The organism is Euryhalocaulis caribicus, from assembly GCF_000412185.1.
GTDB lineage: Bacteria > Pseudomonadota > Alphaproteobacteria > Caulobacterales > Maricaulaceae > Euryhalocaulis > Euryhalocaulis caribicus.
This window is the reverse complement of the sequence record NZ_ASJA01000003.1, coordinates 78,097-94,450: the sequence shown is the minus strand read 5'-3', so window position 1 is coordinate 94,450 and position 16,354 is coordinate 78,097. Positions and strand designations below refer to the sequence as shown.

Below are 16,354 nucleotides of genomic sequence, written 5' to 3'. Positions count from 1 at the left end.
CGTCATTCAATGCTGGCCTCCCCCGGTTCGAGTCACTAGAACCCTTTTCTCGACATGCCCCGTCGAAACGATCTCCACTCCATACTCATTATCGGCGCCGGTCCGATCATCATCGGTCAGGCGTGCGAATTCGATTATTCCGGTGTTCAGGCCTGCAAGGCGCTGCGCGAGGAAGGCTACCGGGTCATCCTGGTGAACTCCAACCCGGCGACCATCATGACCGATCCGGAAATCGCCGACGCGACCTATATCGAGCCGGTGACGGCCGATTTCGTCGAGAAGGTGATCGCCAAGGAAAAACCGGACGCGCTGCTGCCCACCATGGGCGGCCAGACCGCGCTGAACGTGGCGCTGGAGCTGGACCGCTCCGGCGTGCTGGAGCGCCACGGCGTTGAGATGATCGGCGCCCGCGGCGACGTCATCGACAAGGCCGAGAACCGCGAACGCTTCCGCTCCGCCATGGACGATATCGGGCTGGAATCCCCGCGCTCTCGCACCGTCCACACCGTCGCCGAGGCGATGGAGGCGGTGAAGGATACCGGCCTGCCCGCCATCATTCGCCCCTCCTTCACGCTGGGCGGCACGGGCGGCGGCATCGCCTATAATATCGAGGAATTCGAGGAGGTCGTGGAACGCGGCCTCGACGCCTCCCCCTACACGGAAGTCCTGATCGAGGAATCCGTTCTGGGCTGGAAGGAGTACGAGATGGAGGTTGTCCGCGACAAAGCGGATAACTGCATCATCATCTGCTCCATCGAAAACATCGACCCGATGGGCGTGCATACCGGCGACTCGGTCACCGTCGCCCCGGCGCTGACCCTGACCGATCGCGAATATCAGCGCATGCGCAGCGCCTCCCTCGCCGTCCTGCGGGAAATCGGCGTGGAGACCGGCGGCTCCAACGTGCAGTTCGCCGTGGATCCCGATACGGGGCGCATGGTGGTGATCGAGATGAACCCGCGCGTCTCGCGCTCCTCGGCGCTGGCCTCCAAGGCGACCGGCTTCCCGATCGCCAAGATCGCCGCCAAGCTGGCTGTCGGCTACACGCTGGACGAGCTGACCAACGAGATCACCGGATCGACCCCGGCCAGTTTCGAGCCGACCATCGACTACGTCGTCACCAAGATGCCGCGCTTCGCGTTCGAGAAATATCCCGGCGCGGACTCCCTCCTCACCACCTCCATGAAATCGGTGGGCGAGGCGATGGCGATGGGCCGGACCTTCAAGGAATCGCTTCAGAAGGCTCTGCGCAGCCTGGAGATCGGCGTTTCCGGTCTGGATCCGGTGGAGATTGCGGGGCTGGGCGACGGCGACGACTTCAAGGCCGTCCGCGCCGCCCTGTCCAAGCCCACCCCCGACCGCCTGCTGATTATCGCCGAAGCCTTCAGGCAGGGCTTCACGGTCGAGGAAATCCACGCCGCCTGTTCCTACGAACCCTGGTTCCTGCGCCAGCTTGAAGAGCTGGTCACGACCGAGAAACAGGTGATCGAGAACGGCCTGCCGGACACCGCGGACGCTTTCCGCGCCCTGAAGGCTGACGGTTTCTCCGACGCGCGTCTGGCCGCCCTGACCGGCATTCCGGAGGAAGAGGTCCGCGCCCGGCGCCATGCCCTGAATGTCCGCCCGGTCTATAAGCGGGTCGATACCTGCGCCGGCGAATTCGCGGCGCAGACCCCCTATCTCTATTCCACCTACGAGTCCCCCAGCTTCGGCGAGCCGGAGTGCGAGGCCGAGCCTTCGAGCCGCAAGAAGGTCGCCATTCTCGGCGGCGGCCCCAACCGGATCGGACAGGGGATCGAGTTCGACTATTGCTGCTGCCACGCCGCCTTCGCGCTGGAGGAGATGGACATCGAGTCCGTCATGGTGAACTGCAACCCGGAAACCGTCTCCACCGACTACGACACCTCCGACCGCCTGTATTTCGAGCCGCTGACCGCCGAGGATGTCGGCGAGATCATGCATGTCGAACAGTCCGCCGGTCATCTGGAAGGCGTGATCGTGCAGTTCGGCGGCCAGACCCCGCTGAACCTCGCCGGCCCGCTTGAGGCCCAGGGCGCGCCGATCCTCGGCACGCCGGTCGACGCCATCGATCTGGCCGAGGACCGCGAGCGGTTCAGCGCGATGATGAACAAGCTGGGCCTGAAACAGCCGCCCAACGCCATCGCCAAGTCGGAGGAAGAAGCCTTCGCCGCGGCGAAGGAGCTGGGCTATCCGCTGGTCCTGCGCCCATCCTACGTGCTGGGCGGCCGCGCCATGGAAATCGTCGCCGATGACGAATCCCTGAAACGCTATATCCGCAACGCCGTTGTGGTCTCCAACAAGAAGCCGCTGCTGCTGGACCGCTACTTAAGCGACGCCATCGAGATCGACGCCGACGCCATATGCGACGGCGAGGAGGTCTTCGTGGCCGGCATCATGGAGCATATCGAGGAAGCCGGCGTGCATTCCGGCGATTCGGGCTGCGCCCTGCCGCCCTATTCGCTGGATGAGGAGATGATCCAGCGCCTCACGAAACAGACCGGCGAAATGGCGCTGGCGCTGGGCGTGCGCGGCCTGATGAACGTGCAGTTCGCGATCAAGGACGGCGACATCTATGTCCTTGAGGTGAACCCGCGCGCCTCCCGCACTGCGCCGTTCGTGGCCAAGGCCATCGGCCTGCCCATCGCCGCCATCGCAGCCAAGGTCATGGCGGGCGCGAAACTTCCGCAATTTGACCTGCGTCAGGTCTGGTCCGGCCGCATGGCGGTCAAGGCCGTCACCCTGCCGTTCGCCCGCTTCCCGGGCGTCGACCCGGTGCTGGGGCCGGAGATGCGCTCCACCGGCGAATCCATGGGCACGGACGTCAATTTCGAAAACGCCTTCTCCAAGGCCCAGCGCGCCATCGGCGTGACCCTGCCGCACGAAGGCACGGTCTTCATGTCGGTCAAGGATTCGGACAAGGACGCCATCGTCCCGCTGGCCGCCCAGCTGGCCGATATCGGCTTCCGCGTGATCGCCACCGGCGGCACGGCGGCCTTCCTGAAGGAAAAGGGCGTGCCGGTTGAGCGGATCAACAAGGTCTATGAGGGCCGCCCTCACATCGTGGACGCCATGAAGAACGGCGATGTGGACCTGGTCTTCAACACCACCGAGGGCCGTCAGGCGCTGCAGGATTCCTATTCCATCCGCCGCACGGCGCTGGAGCTGAAAATCCCGTACTACACCACGCGCGCGGCGGTGAAGGCGGCAGTCATGGCCATCGCCAAGACCGACGAAGAGAAAATGGACGTCATGTCATTGCAGGAAATTCGCGCTAAGTTCGCCGCGTGAACACGATTGCCTGCATGAAGTGGGGCACGCGCTACGGCCCCCAATACGCCAACCATCTCTACGCCTCCGCAAAGCGGAACATGGCGCGCGATTTCCGCTTCATCTGCTTTACCGAGGATGCGGCGGGCCTTGATTCCGGCATCGACGTCCAGCCCCTGCCCGCCATCGACCTGCCGGACCGCGTGGCCTGGACGCCGTGGCGCAAGCTCTCGCTCTGGCAGACCCCGCTGGCCGATATCAGCGAAGGCGATGTGCTGGTCCTTGACCTCGACCTCCTCATCACCGGCCCTCTGGACGACTTTTTCACCTACAAGCCCGGCGAATACTGCGTCATCGAGAACTGGACCCAGAAGGGCGAGGGCGTGGGCAACACCTCCGCCTTCCGCATCCCGGTCGGCCGCTATCCTGAAATCTATGACCGCGTGCAGACCGATCCCGAAGCTGTCCTGAAACGCTGGCGGATCGAGCAGCAATATATCTCCGACCTCATTCCGCAGCAGAATTTCTGGCCGCGCGAGTGGTGCCTGAGCTTCAAGCACTCCATCCTGCCGCCGTTCCCGGTCAACTGGTTCAAGACCCCCGAATTGCCCGCGGACGCCCGCATCGTGGCCTTTACCGGCCACCCGGACCCGGACGAGGCGCTGGAGGGCAAATGGCCGGCCCCGTGGTACAAACGCCATTACAAACATGTCCGCCCCACGCCCTGGATTGGCGACCACTGGCGTTGACATCTTGAAACCCGGTCAAAGGCTTCCTAGAGTCTTTCCGCCGCAACGACGGGCTTGAAGGTCAAACGCCCGCGTTAATCGAAACGGTTTTCTGTACATGCAAAAAATACCCATGACGGCGGAAGGGCACCGCGCCCTTGACGCAGAGTTGAAACGTTTGAAGTCCGAAGAACGCCCGGCCGTGATCCAGGCGATCGCGGAAGCGCGCGAGCACGGCGATCTCTCGGAGAACGCCGAGTATCACGCCGCCAAGGAGCGCCAGGGCTGGATCGAAGGCCGCGTCGCCGAGCTTGAAGACAAGATGGCTCGCGCTCAGGTGATCGACGTGTCCAAGCTGAATGGCGACACCGTCAAGTTCGGCGCCACGGTCACGCTGGTGGACGAGGACACAGACGATGAGTCCGTCTACAAGATCGTCGGCGAGGACGAGGCGGACGTGCGGGACAAGAAAATCTCCATCACCTCCCCCATGGCCCGCGCCCTGATCGGCAAGGCCGTCGGCGATTCCATCGAGGTTTCCGCCCCCGGCGGCGCCAAGGCCTACGAAATTCTGGAAGTCGTCTGGAAATAGAAAACGCCGGACCGCCCCTGGCGGCCCGGCGCTTCACTGACGCGAAACCGGTTCGGGGTCAGTCCTGCGTCAATCCGGGCAGATACAGGGCCGGGTCCACCGGCTCTCCGTCGCGGCGCACCTCGACATGCAAGTGCGGGCCGGTCGTCACGCCGCTTGATCCGACAAACCCGATCGGATCTCCGGCGGTGACACGATCACCTTCCATCACCGTGAACCCGTCCATATGGGCGTAGAGCGTGGTGTATCCCTCGCCGTGGTCCAGCACGATCACCTGACCGTAGGACGCCTTGCCGTTCAGCCCGTTCTCATCCGCATAACTGACGCGTCCGTCCGCGGGCGCGGCGATTGTCGTCCCGCGCGGGGCGGCAATGTCGTATCCGTTATGGAATTTCTGCGGCCGGATGGAGAGGGAGGACGGGCCGAAGCGCGAGGTGATCTTTCCGTCCAGAACCGGCTGGCTGAAGCTGATCGCCTGCGCCGCGGCGGCGTGCATCGCCTGCGCAACGCCGGCCGGCAGCGCCACGGTCAGCAGGGCCGCGGCCGATAGCAGGCCCGCCCCCCGGCGGGCGGTATGTTTCGGGGCGCCTAGAATGGCTTTCAATCTCATTTCCATGATCCTTTTGTCGGCTACGCCAAGACTGACCGCGAAAGAGCGCCCCGAACTCGCTCTTGCGGCATCCAGCAGGGTGCGGGCGTAGAGACGCGCCCCGCCATTTCCGATCACCGCCAGCGCCGCGGCGTCGCATGCGGTTTCCACCGCCCCGCGCCGCCGCCGCTGGATTGCGAACCAGAACGGATTGAACCAAAGAAGGATTCCCGCGGCCCGCGCCGCCAGCTCGGCGCGCGCATCGCCGCGCTTCACATGCGTCAGCTCATGGATAAGCGCGCAGCGCAAAGCCCCGGCCCGCTCCGGCGCCAGCCATCCCGCCGGGACCGCCACGACAGGGCGAACTATCCCGGCCGAAAAAGGCGACCCGTTCCCTGAAAAAACCCTTAGCGACGGCGCGCGCGGCAGACCCGCTTCCGCCGAAAGCGCTCCCATCGCGTGGGCAAGGCCGCGCGGCGCCGCGGCGCTGCGGGCCAGAAGCCTTTCTAAGCGCCAGCTGCGCGCCGCCTCGAACAGGCCGCGCCAGATCGCCCCGGCCAGCCAGACGCCCGCAAGCCAGATCGCCAGACCGGGCGCATCCGCCGCGCCTTGCTGAATTCGCGCGGCCTCCGGCGGCGCAAGGGCGGGAACGCCCTCTCGCAGGCCTTCAAACCATGCCGGATCAAAACCGCTGGCGGCCGGCGGGCCGAACCGCCAGAACGCCAGTGCGAAAACCAGCGGCGCCATGGCCGCAAGGCTGGCCGCCGCCCATGTCCGATCGGCGCGCGGCCCGCCCGGCAGGGCGCGCGCCAGGCCATGGGCGCAGACCGCCACCGGCAGCGTCATCGCCAATGCCGCCAGCGCGATTTCCAGTCCCGCGCTCAATTTTCTTCCTCCCCGCCCTCTTGCTCCAGCAGAGTCTCCAGCTCCGCCAGATCGTCGTCATCCAGCAACGGGCTGCCCGCAAAGGCGGAAGCCGGAAGCGGAGCGTCCAGATCGAAGACTTGGGCGGAAAAGCGCCGGACCATGCCGCTGAGCACGGCCGCCTTCGACAGCGCCGGAGCGAACACGGCGAGGCCGTGAGAATCGCGCCTCGAGACCAGCCCCTTTTCCACCATGCGCGAAATCAGCGTGCGGGTTGTCGAATAGGACCAGTCCTGCGGACCGCCCAGACGGGCATGCACTTCGCGGGCGCTCAACGCGCCTTCGTTCCAGAGGGTTTTCAGAACGGCCATCTCGCTGGGGCTGGGGGGCTGCATACTGTCTCCGTAACAGGTTCGCTACATCTGTAACATACCCCTGACATCCGTCAATCCCGTTCTCCGAGCCCGCGGCCTTTTCTCTGGTCACTGCCCCGCACTTGTCCGACAATAGGTCTCATGAATCAGCGGAACGGGCTGTGCCATGTCGTGTCCGACGGGCGGCGCGGCATCGAAAATCAGGCGCTGGGACTGGCCGAAGCGGTCATGCGGCGTATCCCGCTGACGATCGAGGTGCGCCATGTGCCGCGCCCCACATGGCGCGATGTTCTGGCGCGGCTGCTTGGCCGTCCCGTCGCGCCCCGCGCTGACGAACACAACACCGCGCCGGCCCTGTGGATCGGCGCCGGCCGGGCGGCGCTTTATCAGGCGCGCCGCGACCGCCTGCGCTATCCGGACGCCTTCTTCGTCTATGTGCAGGATCCCGGCCCGATGGCGGACCTGTTCGATCTCGTCATCGCCCCCGAACATGACGGCGTAACCGGCGATAATGTCGTCTCGACGCTGGGCTCCACCAACCGCATCACCCGCGAGCGGCTGAACGAGGAGAAGGCGCGCTTTTCCGAACATATCGCCCGCCTGCCCGAACCCCGCATCGCGGTGCTGATCGGCGGCCCGTCAAAACGCCACCGTTTCGACCGCCCCACCATAGGCCGCATCCGGGAGGCGTTGAGCGGCCTGCGTGAGGCGGGGGCCAGCCTTATGATCACCGCTTCGCGCCGCAGCCCGCCGGCGGTTCACGCCATGCTGAAGGAGCTGCGCGACGAACCCGATGTCTGGTTGTGGGAGGGGGACAGCGCCGGCGACAATCCGTATTTCGCGTTCCTCGCCGCGGCGGACTCCATTCTGGTGACCGCGGATTCCACCAATATGCTGACCGAGGCGGTCAGTGCGGGGAAACCGGTCATGATGCTGGAAGTCGGCGGCTCGGACGGAAAGTTCGCGGACCTGCACGACGCGCTGGTCGCGCGCGGCTATGGCTGCTGGTTCATGGGCGATGTTGAATCCTGGCCCGTCGAACCCCTGCGGGAGACCGACCGCGCGGCGGAAATCCTCGCCACCCGCTTTCTGGCGCGGGAAAAGAAGCGCGGCGCCTGACGCCTAATGCTGGCGCGGCGCGGTCCGCTTCAGTTCCCGGCGCATGGTTTCCGGCGCGGTTTTCTCCGCCGCCCCGACGGCCTTGTCGGCGGCCTCGTGCTTGCGGCGGCTTTTTCGCACCGCCCGCAACGCGGTAATCGAATTGCCGACCAGCAGCGCCAGCCCGGCCGCCGTCACCAGAATACCGCCCGGAAAGACCGACACGGTCAGAACAATGCCCGCCGCCGTGATCAGCACGCCCGCTATGGCCAGAAGCGCGCGCATCATGGCTGGGTCTTTTCCAGCGTCTTCCTGATCCGTGACGGCGATTTCCGTTCCGCCTCGCGCAGCTTTTCGTCCAGCCGGGCGCTGCGGGACCGGCGTTCGCGCAGCCAGTCCTGGCTCCGGCGAGAATTGCCGATGACCAGCGCCACCCCCGTGGCGATCATGATCAGGCCCACTGGAATCGGCGTCCAGAAAAGCGGCAATCCGAAAGCGATAAGCAGCACGCCCAGTATCGTCAGGAACAGTCTCATGCGGTTTTTTGAACGCGCCTCGCGCGCTTTGGTTCTGCAAGGCTTGCCATCGCCTTCAGCCTTCCGTTCAGTGGGCTTTGAACAACACGCTCAATCGGACAGGTCGCGAAAATGGATGAAGGCAGCCACGCTTACGAGGACGATACCCGCAACGCCGATGTGAAGGTTTCGGTGAACGGGGAGATCGTTCACCGGGACAAGGCCGTCGTGTCGGTTTTCGACGCCGGCTATATCCTCGGCGACGGGGTGTGGGAGGGCGTGCGCCTGCATCACGGAAAATGGGTGTTCCTGGACGCCCATCTCGACCGCCTGTTCCAGGGCGCCAAAGCCATCGACATGGATATCGGGCGGACCCGCGATGAAATCCGCGCCGCGCTGGACGCCGTGGCCGAAGCCAACGGCATGACCACCGGCGTTCATGTCCGCCTGATGATCACGCGCGGCCGCAAGACCGCGCTGCACCAGAGCCCGCGGTTCACCGCCTCGCCCGCCACCATGGTCATCATACCGGAGCACAAGACCCCCAGCCCGCGCCTCCTGAAAGAGGGGCTGCGGCTGGCCACCGTTCCGGTCCGGCGCGGCTATTCGGACGTGCAGGATCCCAAGCTGAATTCGCACTCCAAGCTGAACTGCATCCTGGCCGCCATCGCCGCGGACAAGGCCGGCGCGGACGAGGGGCTGATGCTGGACCCGCACGGCTTCGTCGCCACCTGCAACTCCACCCATTTCTTCATCGTGACGAAAGGCGAGGTCTGGACCTCGACCGGGGATTTCTGCCTTGCCGGCGTCACGCGCCGGAAGATCCTCGATCTCTGCGCCCGCAACGGCGTCACCGCGCGGGAGAAGAATTTCACCCTCACCGATGTCCATTCCGCCGACGAGGCTTTCGTCACCGGCACGTTCGGCGGCGTGGTTCCGGCGCGGGAGATTGACGGCCGCGTCATCGGCAATGGCGAGCGCGGCCCCGTCGCGAAGAAGCTTCAGGACTGGTACGCCGCCTATATGGACGAGGAAGCGGGGGTGACCCGCGCATGACGGTCCGCGTGATGGGCTGGTCCGGCCCGCGCAACATCTCCACCGCCATGATGCGCAGCTGGGAGAACCGCCCCGACACGGAAGTGCGGGACGAACCCTTCTACGCCCCGTGGCTGGCCGAGACGGGCACCGGGCACCCGGCTCGCGCCGAGACGCTGGCCGCGCACGAGACCGACCGCGCGAAAGTCGCCGCGGCCTGCGCCGCGCCCGGCCCGCAGGGCGCGCCGGTCTTCTATCAGAAGCAGATGGTGCATCACGTGCCGCGCGGCGCGGACCTTTCCTTCGCCAGGGACGCCCGGCATTTCTTCCTGATCCGCGACCCGCGCCGCGTCGCCGCCTCCTATGTGAAGCGGTTCGAGGATGCGAGCGCCGAGCGTCTGGGCTTCACCCGGCAGCTGGAGATTTACGAGGAGGTCGCCGCGCTGACGGGCCGCGACTGGCCGGTGCTGGAATCGGAAACGATTCTCGCCAAGCCCGAAGCCGCCCTGCGCGCCCTCTGCGAGGCCATCGGGATTCCGTTCAGCGGGGACATGCTGCATTGGCCCGCCGGCAAGCGCGCCAGCGACGGGGCTTGGGCCGCCGTCTGGTATGATGCGGTCGAGCGCTCCACCGGCTTCGGCGATCCCTCGCCCGAACCCGGCCCGCTGCCCGAGAACCTCGAAGCCATCGCCGCTGAGGGCCGCGCCCCGTACGACGCGCTGAAAGCCCGCGCGCTGCGGCCCTAGCGCAGGCTCTTGTCCACGCCGCCGCCCTTCTTGGCGGAGGCCAGGATCGTACTTCCCGCGCCGATGATGATGAAGCCGAACGGGATGGGGGAGATCATCAGCACGGAGCCGAGGACCACCAGCACCCACCCGAAAAGATTAGCGAGGCCGCGCATGGCTCTATCCTAGCGCGGCCCCGCCCTGTCCGCGAGCGGCCTTATTGCCCGCCGCTCTGGTCCGGCACGATGCGCACGATCTGCTCGTCCGCCGCTTCCAGCGCCAGATAGATCGCCCCGTCCGGGCCGGTTTTCACGTCGCGCACGCGGCTGGGGGCTTCCAGCCATTCCTCGGCGATGACCCGGTCGCCGTCCAGCACCAGGCGGGAAACCCGCATGGTCGCCAGACCGCCGACGAATATATCGCCCCGCCATTCGGGGAAGACCTCGCCGTCATAGAAGGTCATGCCCGAGGGCGCGATCACCGGGTCCCAGTAATAGACCGGCTGCTCCATGCCCTCCTGTTGCGCGATGCCCTCGCCCATCGTGGAGCCGTCATAGTTCTGGCCATAGGTGATGGTGGGCCAGCCGTAATTCTTTCCGGCCTCGGGCGTGTTCACCTCGTCGCCGCCGCGCGGGCCGTGCTCGATGGTCCACAGCGCGTCCGTCTCCGGGTGCAGCGCCGCGGCCTGGATGTTCCGCAGGCCATAGGCCCAGACTTCCGGCGCGCCCTCCGCGCCATCGGCGAACGGGTTGTCCTCCGGCACGGAGCCGTCGGGATTCAGGCGCACCACGGTCCCGATATGGTCCTGCGGGTCCTGCGCCCGGTCGCGGGGCGGATTATTGCTGCGTTCGCCCAGCCCGACATAGAGCGTGCCGTCCGGCGCGAACACGATGCGGGAGCCGAAATGCTTGGTGGAGGCCCAGCCCGGCTGCTGCTGGAAGATCACTTCCACGTCGTTGAGCTGGCCGTTCTCCAGCCGCCCGCGCGCGACCGAGGTTCCGTTCTCGCCCTCGCCGCGCGGTTCGGAGAAGGTGAAATAGACCATGCGGTCGCTGGCGAAATCCGGGCTCAGCGCCACGTCCAGCAGGCCGCCCTGGTCGCGATTATCCACTTCCGGCACCCCGCCGATGGGGGCGGAGACCGTGCCGTCCGGCTGCACGACATGCATCGTGCCCGCCTTCTCGGTCACCAGCATCGCGCCGGAGGGCAGGAATTCGAAGCCCCACGGGCTGTCCAGACCGTCCGTCACCGGCTCGATGGTCCAGGCATGGGTCACGGCGGGTTTCGGGGCGCGCGTCTGGCCGTCAAAAGCCGGCTCGACATAATCGACATTCGGCGCGCCGGTTTCCGCCGGCGCGGTGTCGGAGACCTGCACCACCGGCGCGGTGGTCAGCGTCCCGGCGTCCTGCGCCATGCCGGTTTCCATGCCGTCTCCGGTTTCGCCGGCCATCTCGCCGTCCATGCCGGCGTCCATGTCCGCCATGCCGTCCGCCTCATCGGCGGCCGGGGCGGCGTCCTCGCCCGCGTCCATGGCGGAGGCGTCGGCATCGCCGTTCTCGGTCAGGGCGGCGCTGTCTTCGGCGTCCAGTTCGGGGGGTTCGGAATTGCATCCGGCGACCGTGATGGCGGCGGCGGAGGCGAGCAGCATCATGCGCATGAGGGTCTCCATGTCTGGGCGGGTGTTTGCAAACTGCCCGCTAAACTATGCCGCCGCGCCCAGGGTTCCAAGAAATCGGTCCCCGCGCGGCGCAAACGCCTCTTTCCCGAACGCTTCGCCCCCTCTAGCTTGCCGCCCATGGCCTACCGTTCCCTGCGCGACTTCCTCGACACCCTCGAAGCCGACGGCGACCTGAAACGGGTCTCCGAGCCCGTCTCTACCAATCTGGAGATGACCGAGATTCACCGCCGCCTCCTGAATGAGGGCGGCCCCGCCATGCTGTTCGAGAATGTGGTGAAGGAGGACGGCTCCAAGTCGGACATGCCGGCCCTCATCAATCTCTTCGGCACGGTGGAGCGCGTCGCCCGCGCCGTCACGCTGGACGGCAAAGAGCGCCGCACGGCGAGCGACCTCCGCGAGGTTGGCGAGCTGCTGGCCTTCCTGCGCCAGCCCGAACCGCCCGGCGGCTTACGGGAAGCGCTCGACCTCGTCCCGCTCGCCCGCAAGGTCATGGCAATGCGCCCGAACACGGTGAAGAACGCCCCCTGTCAGGAGATCGTGCTGGAGGGCGAGGACGCGGACCTCGACGCCCTCCCCATCCAGACCTGCTGGCCGGGCGAGCCGGACCCGCTCATCACCTGGCCGCTCGTGGTCACGCAAGGGCCCGGAAGTGAGAAGATCGACGCCCCCAATCTCGGCATCTACCGCATGCAGAAGCGGGGCAAGCGCGAGACCCTGATGCGCTGGCTGCACACGCGCGGCGGCGCGCAGCATTACCGCAGCTGGAAGGGGGAGCGGCCCGAGCCCATGCCCGCCGCCGCCGTCATCGGCGCCGATCCGGGCACGATCCTCGCCGCCGTCACGCCGGTGCCCGAGACCCTGTCGGAATATCAGTTCGCCGGCCTCCTGCGCGGCGCGAAAGCCGAGCTGGTCCAGTGCAAGACGATTCCCCTGAAAGTCCCCGCCGAGGCCGAGATCGTGATCGAGGGCCATGTCATGCTGGATGAGTATGGCGACGAAGGCCCCTATGGCGACCACACCGGCTATTACAACGCCGTAGAGCCCTTCCCGGTCTTCAAGGTCAGCGCCATCACCATGCGCCGCGACCCCATCTATCTCACCACCTTCACCGGCCGCCCGCCGGACGAGCCGTCCGTGCTGGGCGAGGCCCTGAACGAGGTCTTCATCCCCCTCCTGCAACAGCAATTCCCGGAGATCGTGGATTTCTGGCTGCCGCCGGAGGGCTGCTCCTACCGCATTGCGGTCATCTCCATGAAGAAGACCTATCCCGGCCACGCCAAGCGCGTGATGATGGGCGCCTGGTCCTTCCTCCGGCAATTCATGTTCACCAAGTGGATCATCGTCGTCGACGACGATATCGACGCGCGGGACTGGAAAGACGTCATGTGGGCCATCTCCACCCGCATGGACCCGGCCCGCGACACGACAATCATCGACAACGCCCCCATAGACTATCTCGACTTCGCCTCCCCGAAAGAGGCGCTGGGCTCAAAAATCGGCCTGGACGCCACCAACAAGATCGGCGCGGAGACCAGCCGCGAATGGGGGGAGAAGCTGGAGATGGATGGGGACGTTATTCGACGGGTGGATGACTTGTGGGGGCGGTTGTAATATTATTGAATAAAATCTTAGAATTCATATTACGCCGGTGTTGAGGGGGGAGTGATACATGGCTCGTAAGCGGAGACTACAAGCAAAAGCTTTGAACATAAGGCTAAACGAACATAATCGGGCTACCTACTCAGCGTACATTAAGGCGATCAGGAAAAGAAAGTTGCCCGTAAACGTGTGGGGCGACACCTACGTCGCAATTGTAAGTGTAGAAGCCCTAGATACAGGAAATTTTAGAGGCATAATTGCCAAGTTTACCGATATTGATTCTGACGCCTGGTTTGATGGCAGGCAGTTTGAAGAATATGATCACGGCCCTGAAATTCCATCCAACTGGTATGCTAATTATCGCCCCTTCCACTTTTATTTCGATACTCAAAATCATACATTTTACTTCGAGTCCTATGGTATAGAAGGGCCATTTAGCGAAACTTTTGTTCTAAAGTATTTTCAAAAACTACTGAAAGATCCGATCTTGCTTGATGAATTTGGCCATGGCGACGTAAATGTCATTCAAGACAAAGAAAAGTTGGAAGAAATATTTGGTATCGCTGAATTAAAAAAAGTACAAATAACTATCAAGCGGCCTAACCAAGATATGTGGCCGGAGGCAAGAAGTCGCCAAATTCAGGATCGGTTCCGCCGGATGCGCGTCAAAGAAGAAATGACGGAATATAAGTCTGTAGCAAATCAATCGATCGAACCCGATGAGGAAATGATGGAAGATGCGGCTGTTGCGATGCGCGACGGCAAAGTACGCACAGAAGGTCACACACGAGACGGCGCTAAGGATGTGAGGGGCTCAGAAGCACACCCCGCTCAAGAAGGTGTTAGATATGACCCAGATGAGCAGACAGACCTTCAAGCTTTTAGAGATGCGATCACAAAACTCCATGGAAGAATAATGGATGGAGAAAATTGATGACCCTAACCCATGTATGAAACGCTTGGGTTATCACTAAGAGCATATTGGATTGCTTATGGAGGCTGGCGAGAACTGGCAGGATCACCATTCCTCCACGGCGCCTTATTCATTTCTATCATATCGTTTCCGATATGGACCCAGTCGGATTGGTGGCAGGTCGCCTTACCCGTAATTTCCACAATTCTTGGCTTTACTATTGGAGCCTATGCAATTTTATTAGGCTTTAGTGGCAGTAATTTTTTGTCTGCACTTGCTGGCCGAGAATCAGACGGCTCCCAAAGCCCATTAATGGACATTAATGCTACCTTTATGCATTTTTTAATTGTTGCTTTATTTTCACTAATATTGACAACATTATCCATCAGCGTAAATAATTTTTCAATCTTGAGATTGGTGCATCAATATTATGATGTTCCTGTGATTGTATTTTACTTGAACAAGGCAATTAATTTATTTTTAAATTTCTTTTTTTATTCAGTGTTTTCCTATTCGCTGTCATTGATATTAGCGACATCGTTCGCGCTTTTTCGACTCGTTCGCGATTTTGATGAAAGCGCTAATCCTTGAACCGTGCAGCGCGCGCTTCAGCTACCCACATATTCTCGTCCTGCTAAACTCCCCACGCAATCGCTCCGATTGCGTGGGGAGAACCAATCATGACTCATCGCTTTTTCGCCGCCGCCTCTGTGGCGGCGCTTGTTGCCGGTCCGGCTGTCGCTTCGGACTGGGATCTGAATGAACGCTTCGAGGCCGGCATGGAGGCCGAGGACGCGGCGGCGCTGGCCGCCCTGTTCGAGGAAGACGCCATATCCTACGGCCCCGACGGCCAGACCGCCCGCGGCCGGGCGGAGATCCAGGCCAGCTGGCAGGGCTTCTTCGACGCCTTCGACAATATCACGCTGGAGCTGGCGCCCGACGGCTCCCACGGCGACGACCAGACCCACGCCGAGTGGGGCATCTACACCCTCACCATGACCCCGGCCGCCGGCGGCGAGGAAATCACCTCCATGGGCCGCTACACCGACTACAGCGTCAAAAGCGAAGACGGCTGGCGCTACAAGTTCGACCACGCCTCGCCGATGGCGGAGTAGGTTGCCCGGGCGGCGCGTCCGGCCCGACTGCGGCGCGCCGTTCGTCTTCTATCACCGTCATCCTCCGGCTTGACCGGAGGACCCAGTTTAAATCTGCGGCCCGAGCCAGCCGCTCGCGACCTCGCCATACAGATCGCGCCACTGCGGATTATTCCGCTCGATCAGCTCCAGCTTCCATTTGCGCAAATAACGCTTCAGCCGCTTTTCCCGATTGATGGCCGCGTCCACCGTTTCGAAAGTCTCGAAATGCACCAGCATCGAGACGCCGTATTTCCTGCAGAATTTCGAGCCGAGCCCTTCCCGGTGCTCCCACACGCGCCGGATCAGGTCGTTGGTGACGCCAATATAGAGCGTCCCGTTACGGGCGCTGGCGAGGATATAGACATAGAAGGCGCGCATGAATTTCCACACTTCGCGCCACTCTGGGTCCTCCGGTCAAGCCGGAGGATGACGGGGATTGCGGCGGTTTGGACAATAAATCACCGCCAGTTTATCCCCGGCGTCTCAAACGCCCCTATACTCAACCTGTCTGCCGCCCGTGGAGGGGACCGAAGGCCTGGTCGCTTTGGGGGCGGGGGACGCGGCGCCGGAGCGCGATGGGTGAGATTGACCTTTCACGCCCGCTCCGGCCTGTCGGCGGGAACTGCGGAGGAAAACGGCCGCAAACCCACCCGGTCATGGCAGGTCAAACGCCGCGCGGCGCGTCTTTTGGTCCGCGAACACTAAAAACTACATACGGCCTGCGTTCCGAAACGACGCGCCGCTCCCTTCCACCTCATCCCTCTTCGGGCCAAACGGCCCGCGGAGCTTTCGGCGCATGAGCAGCAATAAAACCCTCGCCCCCCTTAATGGGGGAGAGGGCAATGAAGCCCCAAAGCCCGCGAGGGCTTTGGATGACTGAATGGGAGAGGGGGTGATCAGACGTTTACACGGGACGCGGAGACGATAACCGCCGCTTAACCCTTCCCGCTAACCCGCAGGCAAGGAAATGCCGCGACACTCATCGCCATGAGCGCCATCGCCAATATCGGGACCGCCGCCCTGACCGCCGCCCATGCCCGGGCCGCGGACGCGGCGCAGACCATCGCCGGCGCGCGGGCCGCCCCGGCCGGGACCGACCCGATCGTTCAGGGCGCGGTTGAGCTGAAGCGCGCGGAGGCGGAGGCCGACGCGGCGGCCGCCATCATCCGCACCGCGGACGAGATGACAGGAACCCTCCTCGACATGCTGGCCTGAGGGCG

General features: G+C 63.9%; 18 protein-coding genes. 11 read left to right on the top strand and 7 right to left on the bottom strand.

Going from position 1 to position 16,354, the window contains the following annotated elements:
* Positions 1 to 54 precede the first annotated feature (54 nt).
* The 3 genes from carB to greA all read left to right on the top strand — a co-directional run bounded on the left by carB (position 55) and on the right by greA (position 4,608).
* Positions 55 to 3,309, top strand: coding sequence for a carbamoyl-phosphate synthase large subunit (carB, locus tag L338_RS03545; protein WP_022696985.1), 3,255 nt, complete (start codon positions 55 to 57; stop codon positions 3,307 to 3,309).
* 14 nt (positions 3,310 to 3,323) lie between these two features.
* Positions 3,324 to 4,037, top strand: coding sequence for a hypothetical protein (locus tag L338_RS03540; protein ID WP_033310449.1), 714 nt, complete (start codon positions 3,324 to 3,326; stop codon positions 4,035 to 4,037).
* 97 nt (positions 4,038 to 4,134) lie between these two features.
* Positions 4,135 to 4,608, top strand: a complete 474-nt coding sequence (gene greA / locus L338_RS03535) for a transcription elongation factor GreA (RefSeq protein WP_022696983.1) — start codon at positions 4,135 to 4,137, stop codon at positions 4,606 to 4,608.
* Between the two features lie 58 nt (positions 4,609 to 4,666).
* On the opposite strand, the gene L338_RS16275 is transcribed toward greA, so the two are convergent.
* On the bottom strand, positions 4,667 to 6,082 hold the full coding sequence (locus tag L338_RS16275) for a M23/M56 family metallopeptidase (RefSeq protein ID WP_051122696.1): 1,416 nt from the start codon (positions 6,080 to 6,082) through the stop codon (positions 4,667 to 4,669).
* Entirely contained in the window at positions 6,079 to 6,456 is a 378-nt protein-coding gene (locus L338_RS03520) for a BlaI/MecI/CopY family transcriptional regulator (RefSeq protein WP_022696982.1), read from the bottom strand. Before L338_RS03520 ends, L338_RS16275 begins: the two co-directional genes overlap by 4 nt.
* Positions 6,457 to 6,576: 120 nt before the next feature.
* On the opposite strand from L338_RS03520, the gene L338_RS03515 reads away from it, so the two are divergent.
* On the top strand, positions 6,577 to 7,554 hold the full coding sequence (locus L338_RS03515) for a mitochondrial fission ELM1 family protein (protein ID WP_022696981.1): 978 nt from the start codon (positions 6,577 to 6,579) through the stop codon (positions 7,552 to 7,554).
* Between the two features lie 3 nt (positions 7,555 to 7,557).
* Here the strand turns inward: L338_RS03515 and L338_RS03510 are convergent, their stop codons facing one another.
* Both L338_RS03510 and L338_RS03505 read right to left on the bottom strand, forming a co-directional pair.
* Entirely contained in the window at positions 7,558 to 7,821 is a 264-nt protein-coding gene (locus L338_RS03510) for a hypothetical protein (RefSeq protein ID WP_022696980.1), read from the bottom strand.
* On the bottom strand, positions 7,818 to 8,069 hold the full coding sequence (locus tag L338_RS03505; RefSeq protein WP_022696979.1) for a hypothetical protein: 252 nt from the start codon (positions 8,067 to 8,069) through the stop codon (positions 7,818 to 7,820). Before L338_RS03505 ends, L338_RS03510 begins: the two co-directional genes overlap by 4 nt.
* A 111-nt stretch (positions 8,070 to 8,180) precedes the next feature.
* Here L338_RS03505 and L338_RS03500 point away from each other — a divergent pair, with 111 nt between their 5' ends.
* Entirely contained in the window at positions 8,181 to 9,104 is a 924-nt protein-coding gene (locus L338_RS03500; protein ID WP_022696978.1) for an aminotransferase class IV, read from the top strand.
* The gene (locus L338_RS03495; protein WP_022696977.1) at positions 9,101 to 9,829 is read left to right on the top strand and encodes a sulfotransferase-like domain-containing protein; all 729 of its coding nucleotides are present in this window, start codon (positions 9,101 to 9,103) and stop codon (positions 9,827 to 9,829) included. The genes L338_RS03500 and L338_RS03495 overlap by 4 nt, the downstream gene beginning before the upstream one ends.
* On the opposite strand, the gene L338_RS17510 is transcribed toward L338_RS03495, so the two are convergent.
* Positions 9,826 to 9,984, bottom strand: a complete 159-nt coding sequence (locus L338_RS17510) for a hypothetical protein (RefSeq protein WP_022696976.1) — start codon at positions 9,982 to 9,984, stop codon at positions 9,826 to 9,828. The genes L338_RS03495 and L338_RS17510 overlap by 4 nt on opposite strands.
* A gap of 41 nt (positions 9,985 to 10,025) precedes the next feature.
* On the bottom strand, positions 10,026 to 11,465 hold the full coding sequence (locus tag L338_RS03490) for a PQQ-dependent sugar dehydrogenase (protein WP_206740782.1): 1,440 nt from the start codon (positions 11,463 to 11,465) through the stop codon (positions 10,026 to 10,028).
* Positions 11,466 to 11,603: 138 nt separating this feature from the next.
* On the opposite strand from L338_RS03490, the gene L338_RS03485 reads away from it, so the two are divergent.
* From L338_RS03485 to L338_RS03480, 4 genes are all read left to right on the top strand, one after another.
* Positions 11,604 to 13,097: a UbiD family decarboxylase gene (locus tag L338_RS03485; RefSeq protein WP_022696974.1), complete on the top strand. Its 1,494-nt coding sequence runs from the start codon at positions 11,604 to 11,606 to the stop codon at positions 13,095 to 13,097.
* Positions 13,098 to 13,155: 58 nt separating this feature from the next.
* The gene (locus tag L338_RS16915; RefSeq protein WP_081639450.1) at positions 13,156 to 14,019 is read left to right on the top strand and encodes a DUF4747 family protein; all 864 of its coding nucleotides are present in this window, start codon (positions 13,156 to 13,158) and stop codon (positions 14,017 to 14,019) included.
* 12 nt (positions 14,020 to 14,031) lie between these two features.
* Positions 14,032 to 14,589: a hypothetical protein gene (locus L338_RS17295; protein WP_152485803.1), complete on the top strand. Its 558-nt coding sequence runs from the start codon at positions 14,032 to 14,034 to the stop codon at positions 14,587 to 14,589.
* An 89-nt stretch (positions 14,590 to 14,678) separates the two neighbouring features.
* The gene (locus L338_RS03480; protein WP_022696973.1) at positions 14,679 to 15,113 is read left to right on the top strand and encodes a YybH family protein; all 435 of its coding nucleotides are present in this window, start codon (positions 14,679 to 14,681) and stop codon (positions 15,111 to 15,113) included.
* Positions 15,114 to 15,200: 87 nt separating this feature from the next.
* On the opposite strand, the gene L338_RS03475 is transcribed toward L338_RS03480, so the two are convergent.
* Positions 15,201 to 15,512: a GIY-YIG nuclease family protein gene (locus L338_RS03475; protein WP_027068248.1), complete on the bottom strand. Its 312-nt coding sequence runs from the start codon at positions 15,510 to 15,512 to the stop codon at positions 15,201 to 15,203.
* A gap of 609 nt (positions 15,513 to 16,121) precedes the next feature.
* On the opposite strand from L338_RS03475, the gene L338_RS03470 reads away from it, so the two are divergent.
* Entirely contained in the window at positions 16,122 to 16,349 is a 228-nt protein-coding gene (locus L338_RS03470) for a hypothetical protein (RefSeq protein WP_022696971.1), read from the top strand.
* Positions 16,350 to 16,354: the final 5 nt, after the last annotated feature.

What these genes read in the sequence shown, in the direction of transcription:
- carB (WP_022696985.1), top strand. Translation starts at nt 55, where the DNA reads ATGCCCCGTCGAAACGATCTCCACTCCATACTCATTATCGGCGCCGGT.
- L338_RS03540 (WP_033310449.1), top strand. Translation starts at nt 3,324, where the DNA reads ATGAAGTGGGGCACGCGCTACGGCCCCCAATACGCCAACCATCTCTAC.
- greA (WP_022696983.1), top strand. Translation starts at nt 4,135, where the DNA reads ATGCAAAAAATACCCATGACGGCGGAAGGGCACCGCGCCCTTGACGCA.
- L338_RS03520 (WP_022696982.1), bottom strand. Translation starts at nt 6,456, where the DNA reads ATGCAGCCCCCCAGCCCCAGCGAGATGGCCGTTCTGAAAACCCTCTGG.
- L338_RS03515 (WP_022696981.1), top strand. Translation starts at nt 6,577, where the DNA reads ATGAATCAGCGGAACGGGCTGTGCCATGTCGTGTCCGACGGGCGGCGC.
- L338_RS03510 (WP_022696980.1), bottom strand. Translation starts at nt 7,821, where the DNA reads ATGATGCGCGCGCTTCTGGCCATAGCGGGCGTGCTGATCACGGCGGCG.
- L338_RS03505 (WP_022696979.1), bottom strand. Translation starts at nt 8,069, where the DNA reads ATGAGACTGTTCCTGACGATACTGGGCGTGCTGCTTATCGCTTTCGGA.
- L338_RS03500 (WP_022696978.1), top strand. Translation starts at nt 8,181, where the DNA reads ATGGATGAAGGCAGCCACGCTTACGAGGACGATACCCGCAACGCCGAT.
- L338_RS03495 (WP_022696977.1), top strand. Translation starts at nt 9,101, where the DNA reads ATGACGGTCCGCGTGATGGGCTGGTCCGGCCCGCGCAACATCTCCACC.
- L338_RS17510 (WP_022696976.1), bottom strand. Translation starts at nt 9,984, where the DNA reads ATGCGCGGCCTCGCTAATCTTTTCGGGTGGGTGCTGGTGGTCCTCGGC.
- L338_RS03490 (WP_206740782.1), bottom strand. Translation starts at nt 11,465, where the DNA reads ATGCGCATGATGCTGCTCGCCTCCGCCGCCGCCATCACGGTCGCCGGA.
- L338_RS03485 (WP_022696974.1), top strand. Translation starts at nt 11,604, where the DNA reads ATGGCCTACCGTTCCCTGCGCGACTTCCTCGACACCCTCGAAGCCGAC.
- L338_RS16915 (WP_081639450.1), top strand. Translation starts at nt 13,156, where the DNA reads ATGGCTCGTAAGCGGAGACTACAAGCAAAAGCTTTGAACATAAGGCTA.
- L338_RS17295 (WP_152485803.1), top strand. Translation starts at nt 14,032, where the DNA reads ATGTATGAAACGCTTGGGTTATCACTAAGAGCATATTGGATTGCTTAT.
- L338_RS03480 (WP_022696973.1), top strand. Translation starts at nt 14,679, where the DNA reads ATGACTCATCGCTTTTTCGCCGCCGCCTCTGTGGCGGCGCTTGTTGCC.
- L338_RS03475 (WP_027068248.1), bottom strand. Translation starts at nt 15,512, where the DNA reads ATGCGCGCCTTCTATGTCTATATCCTCGCCAGCGCCCGTAACGGGACG.
- L338_RS03470 (WP_022696971.1), top strand. Translation starts at nt 16,122, where the DNA reads ATGAGCGCCATCGCCAATATCGGGACCGCCGCCCTGACCGCCGCCCAT.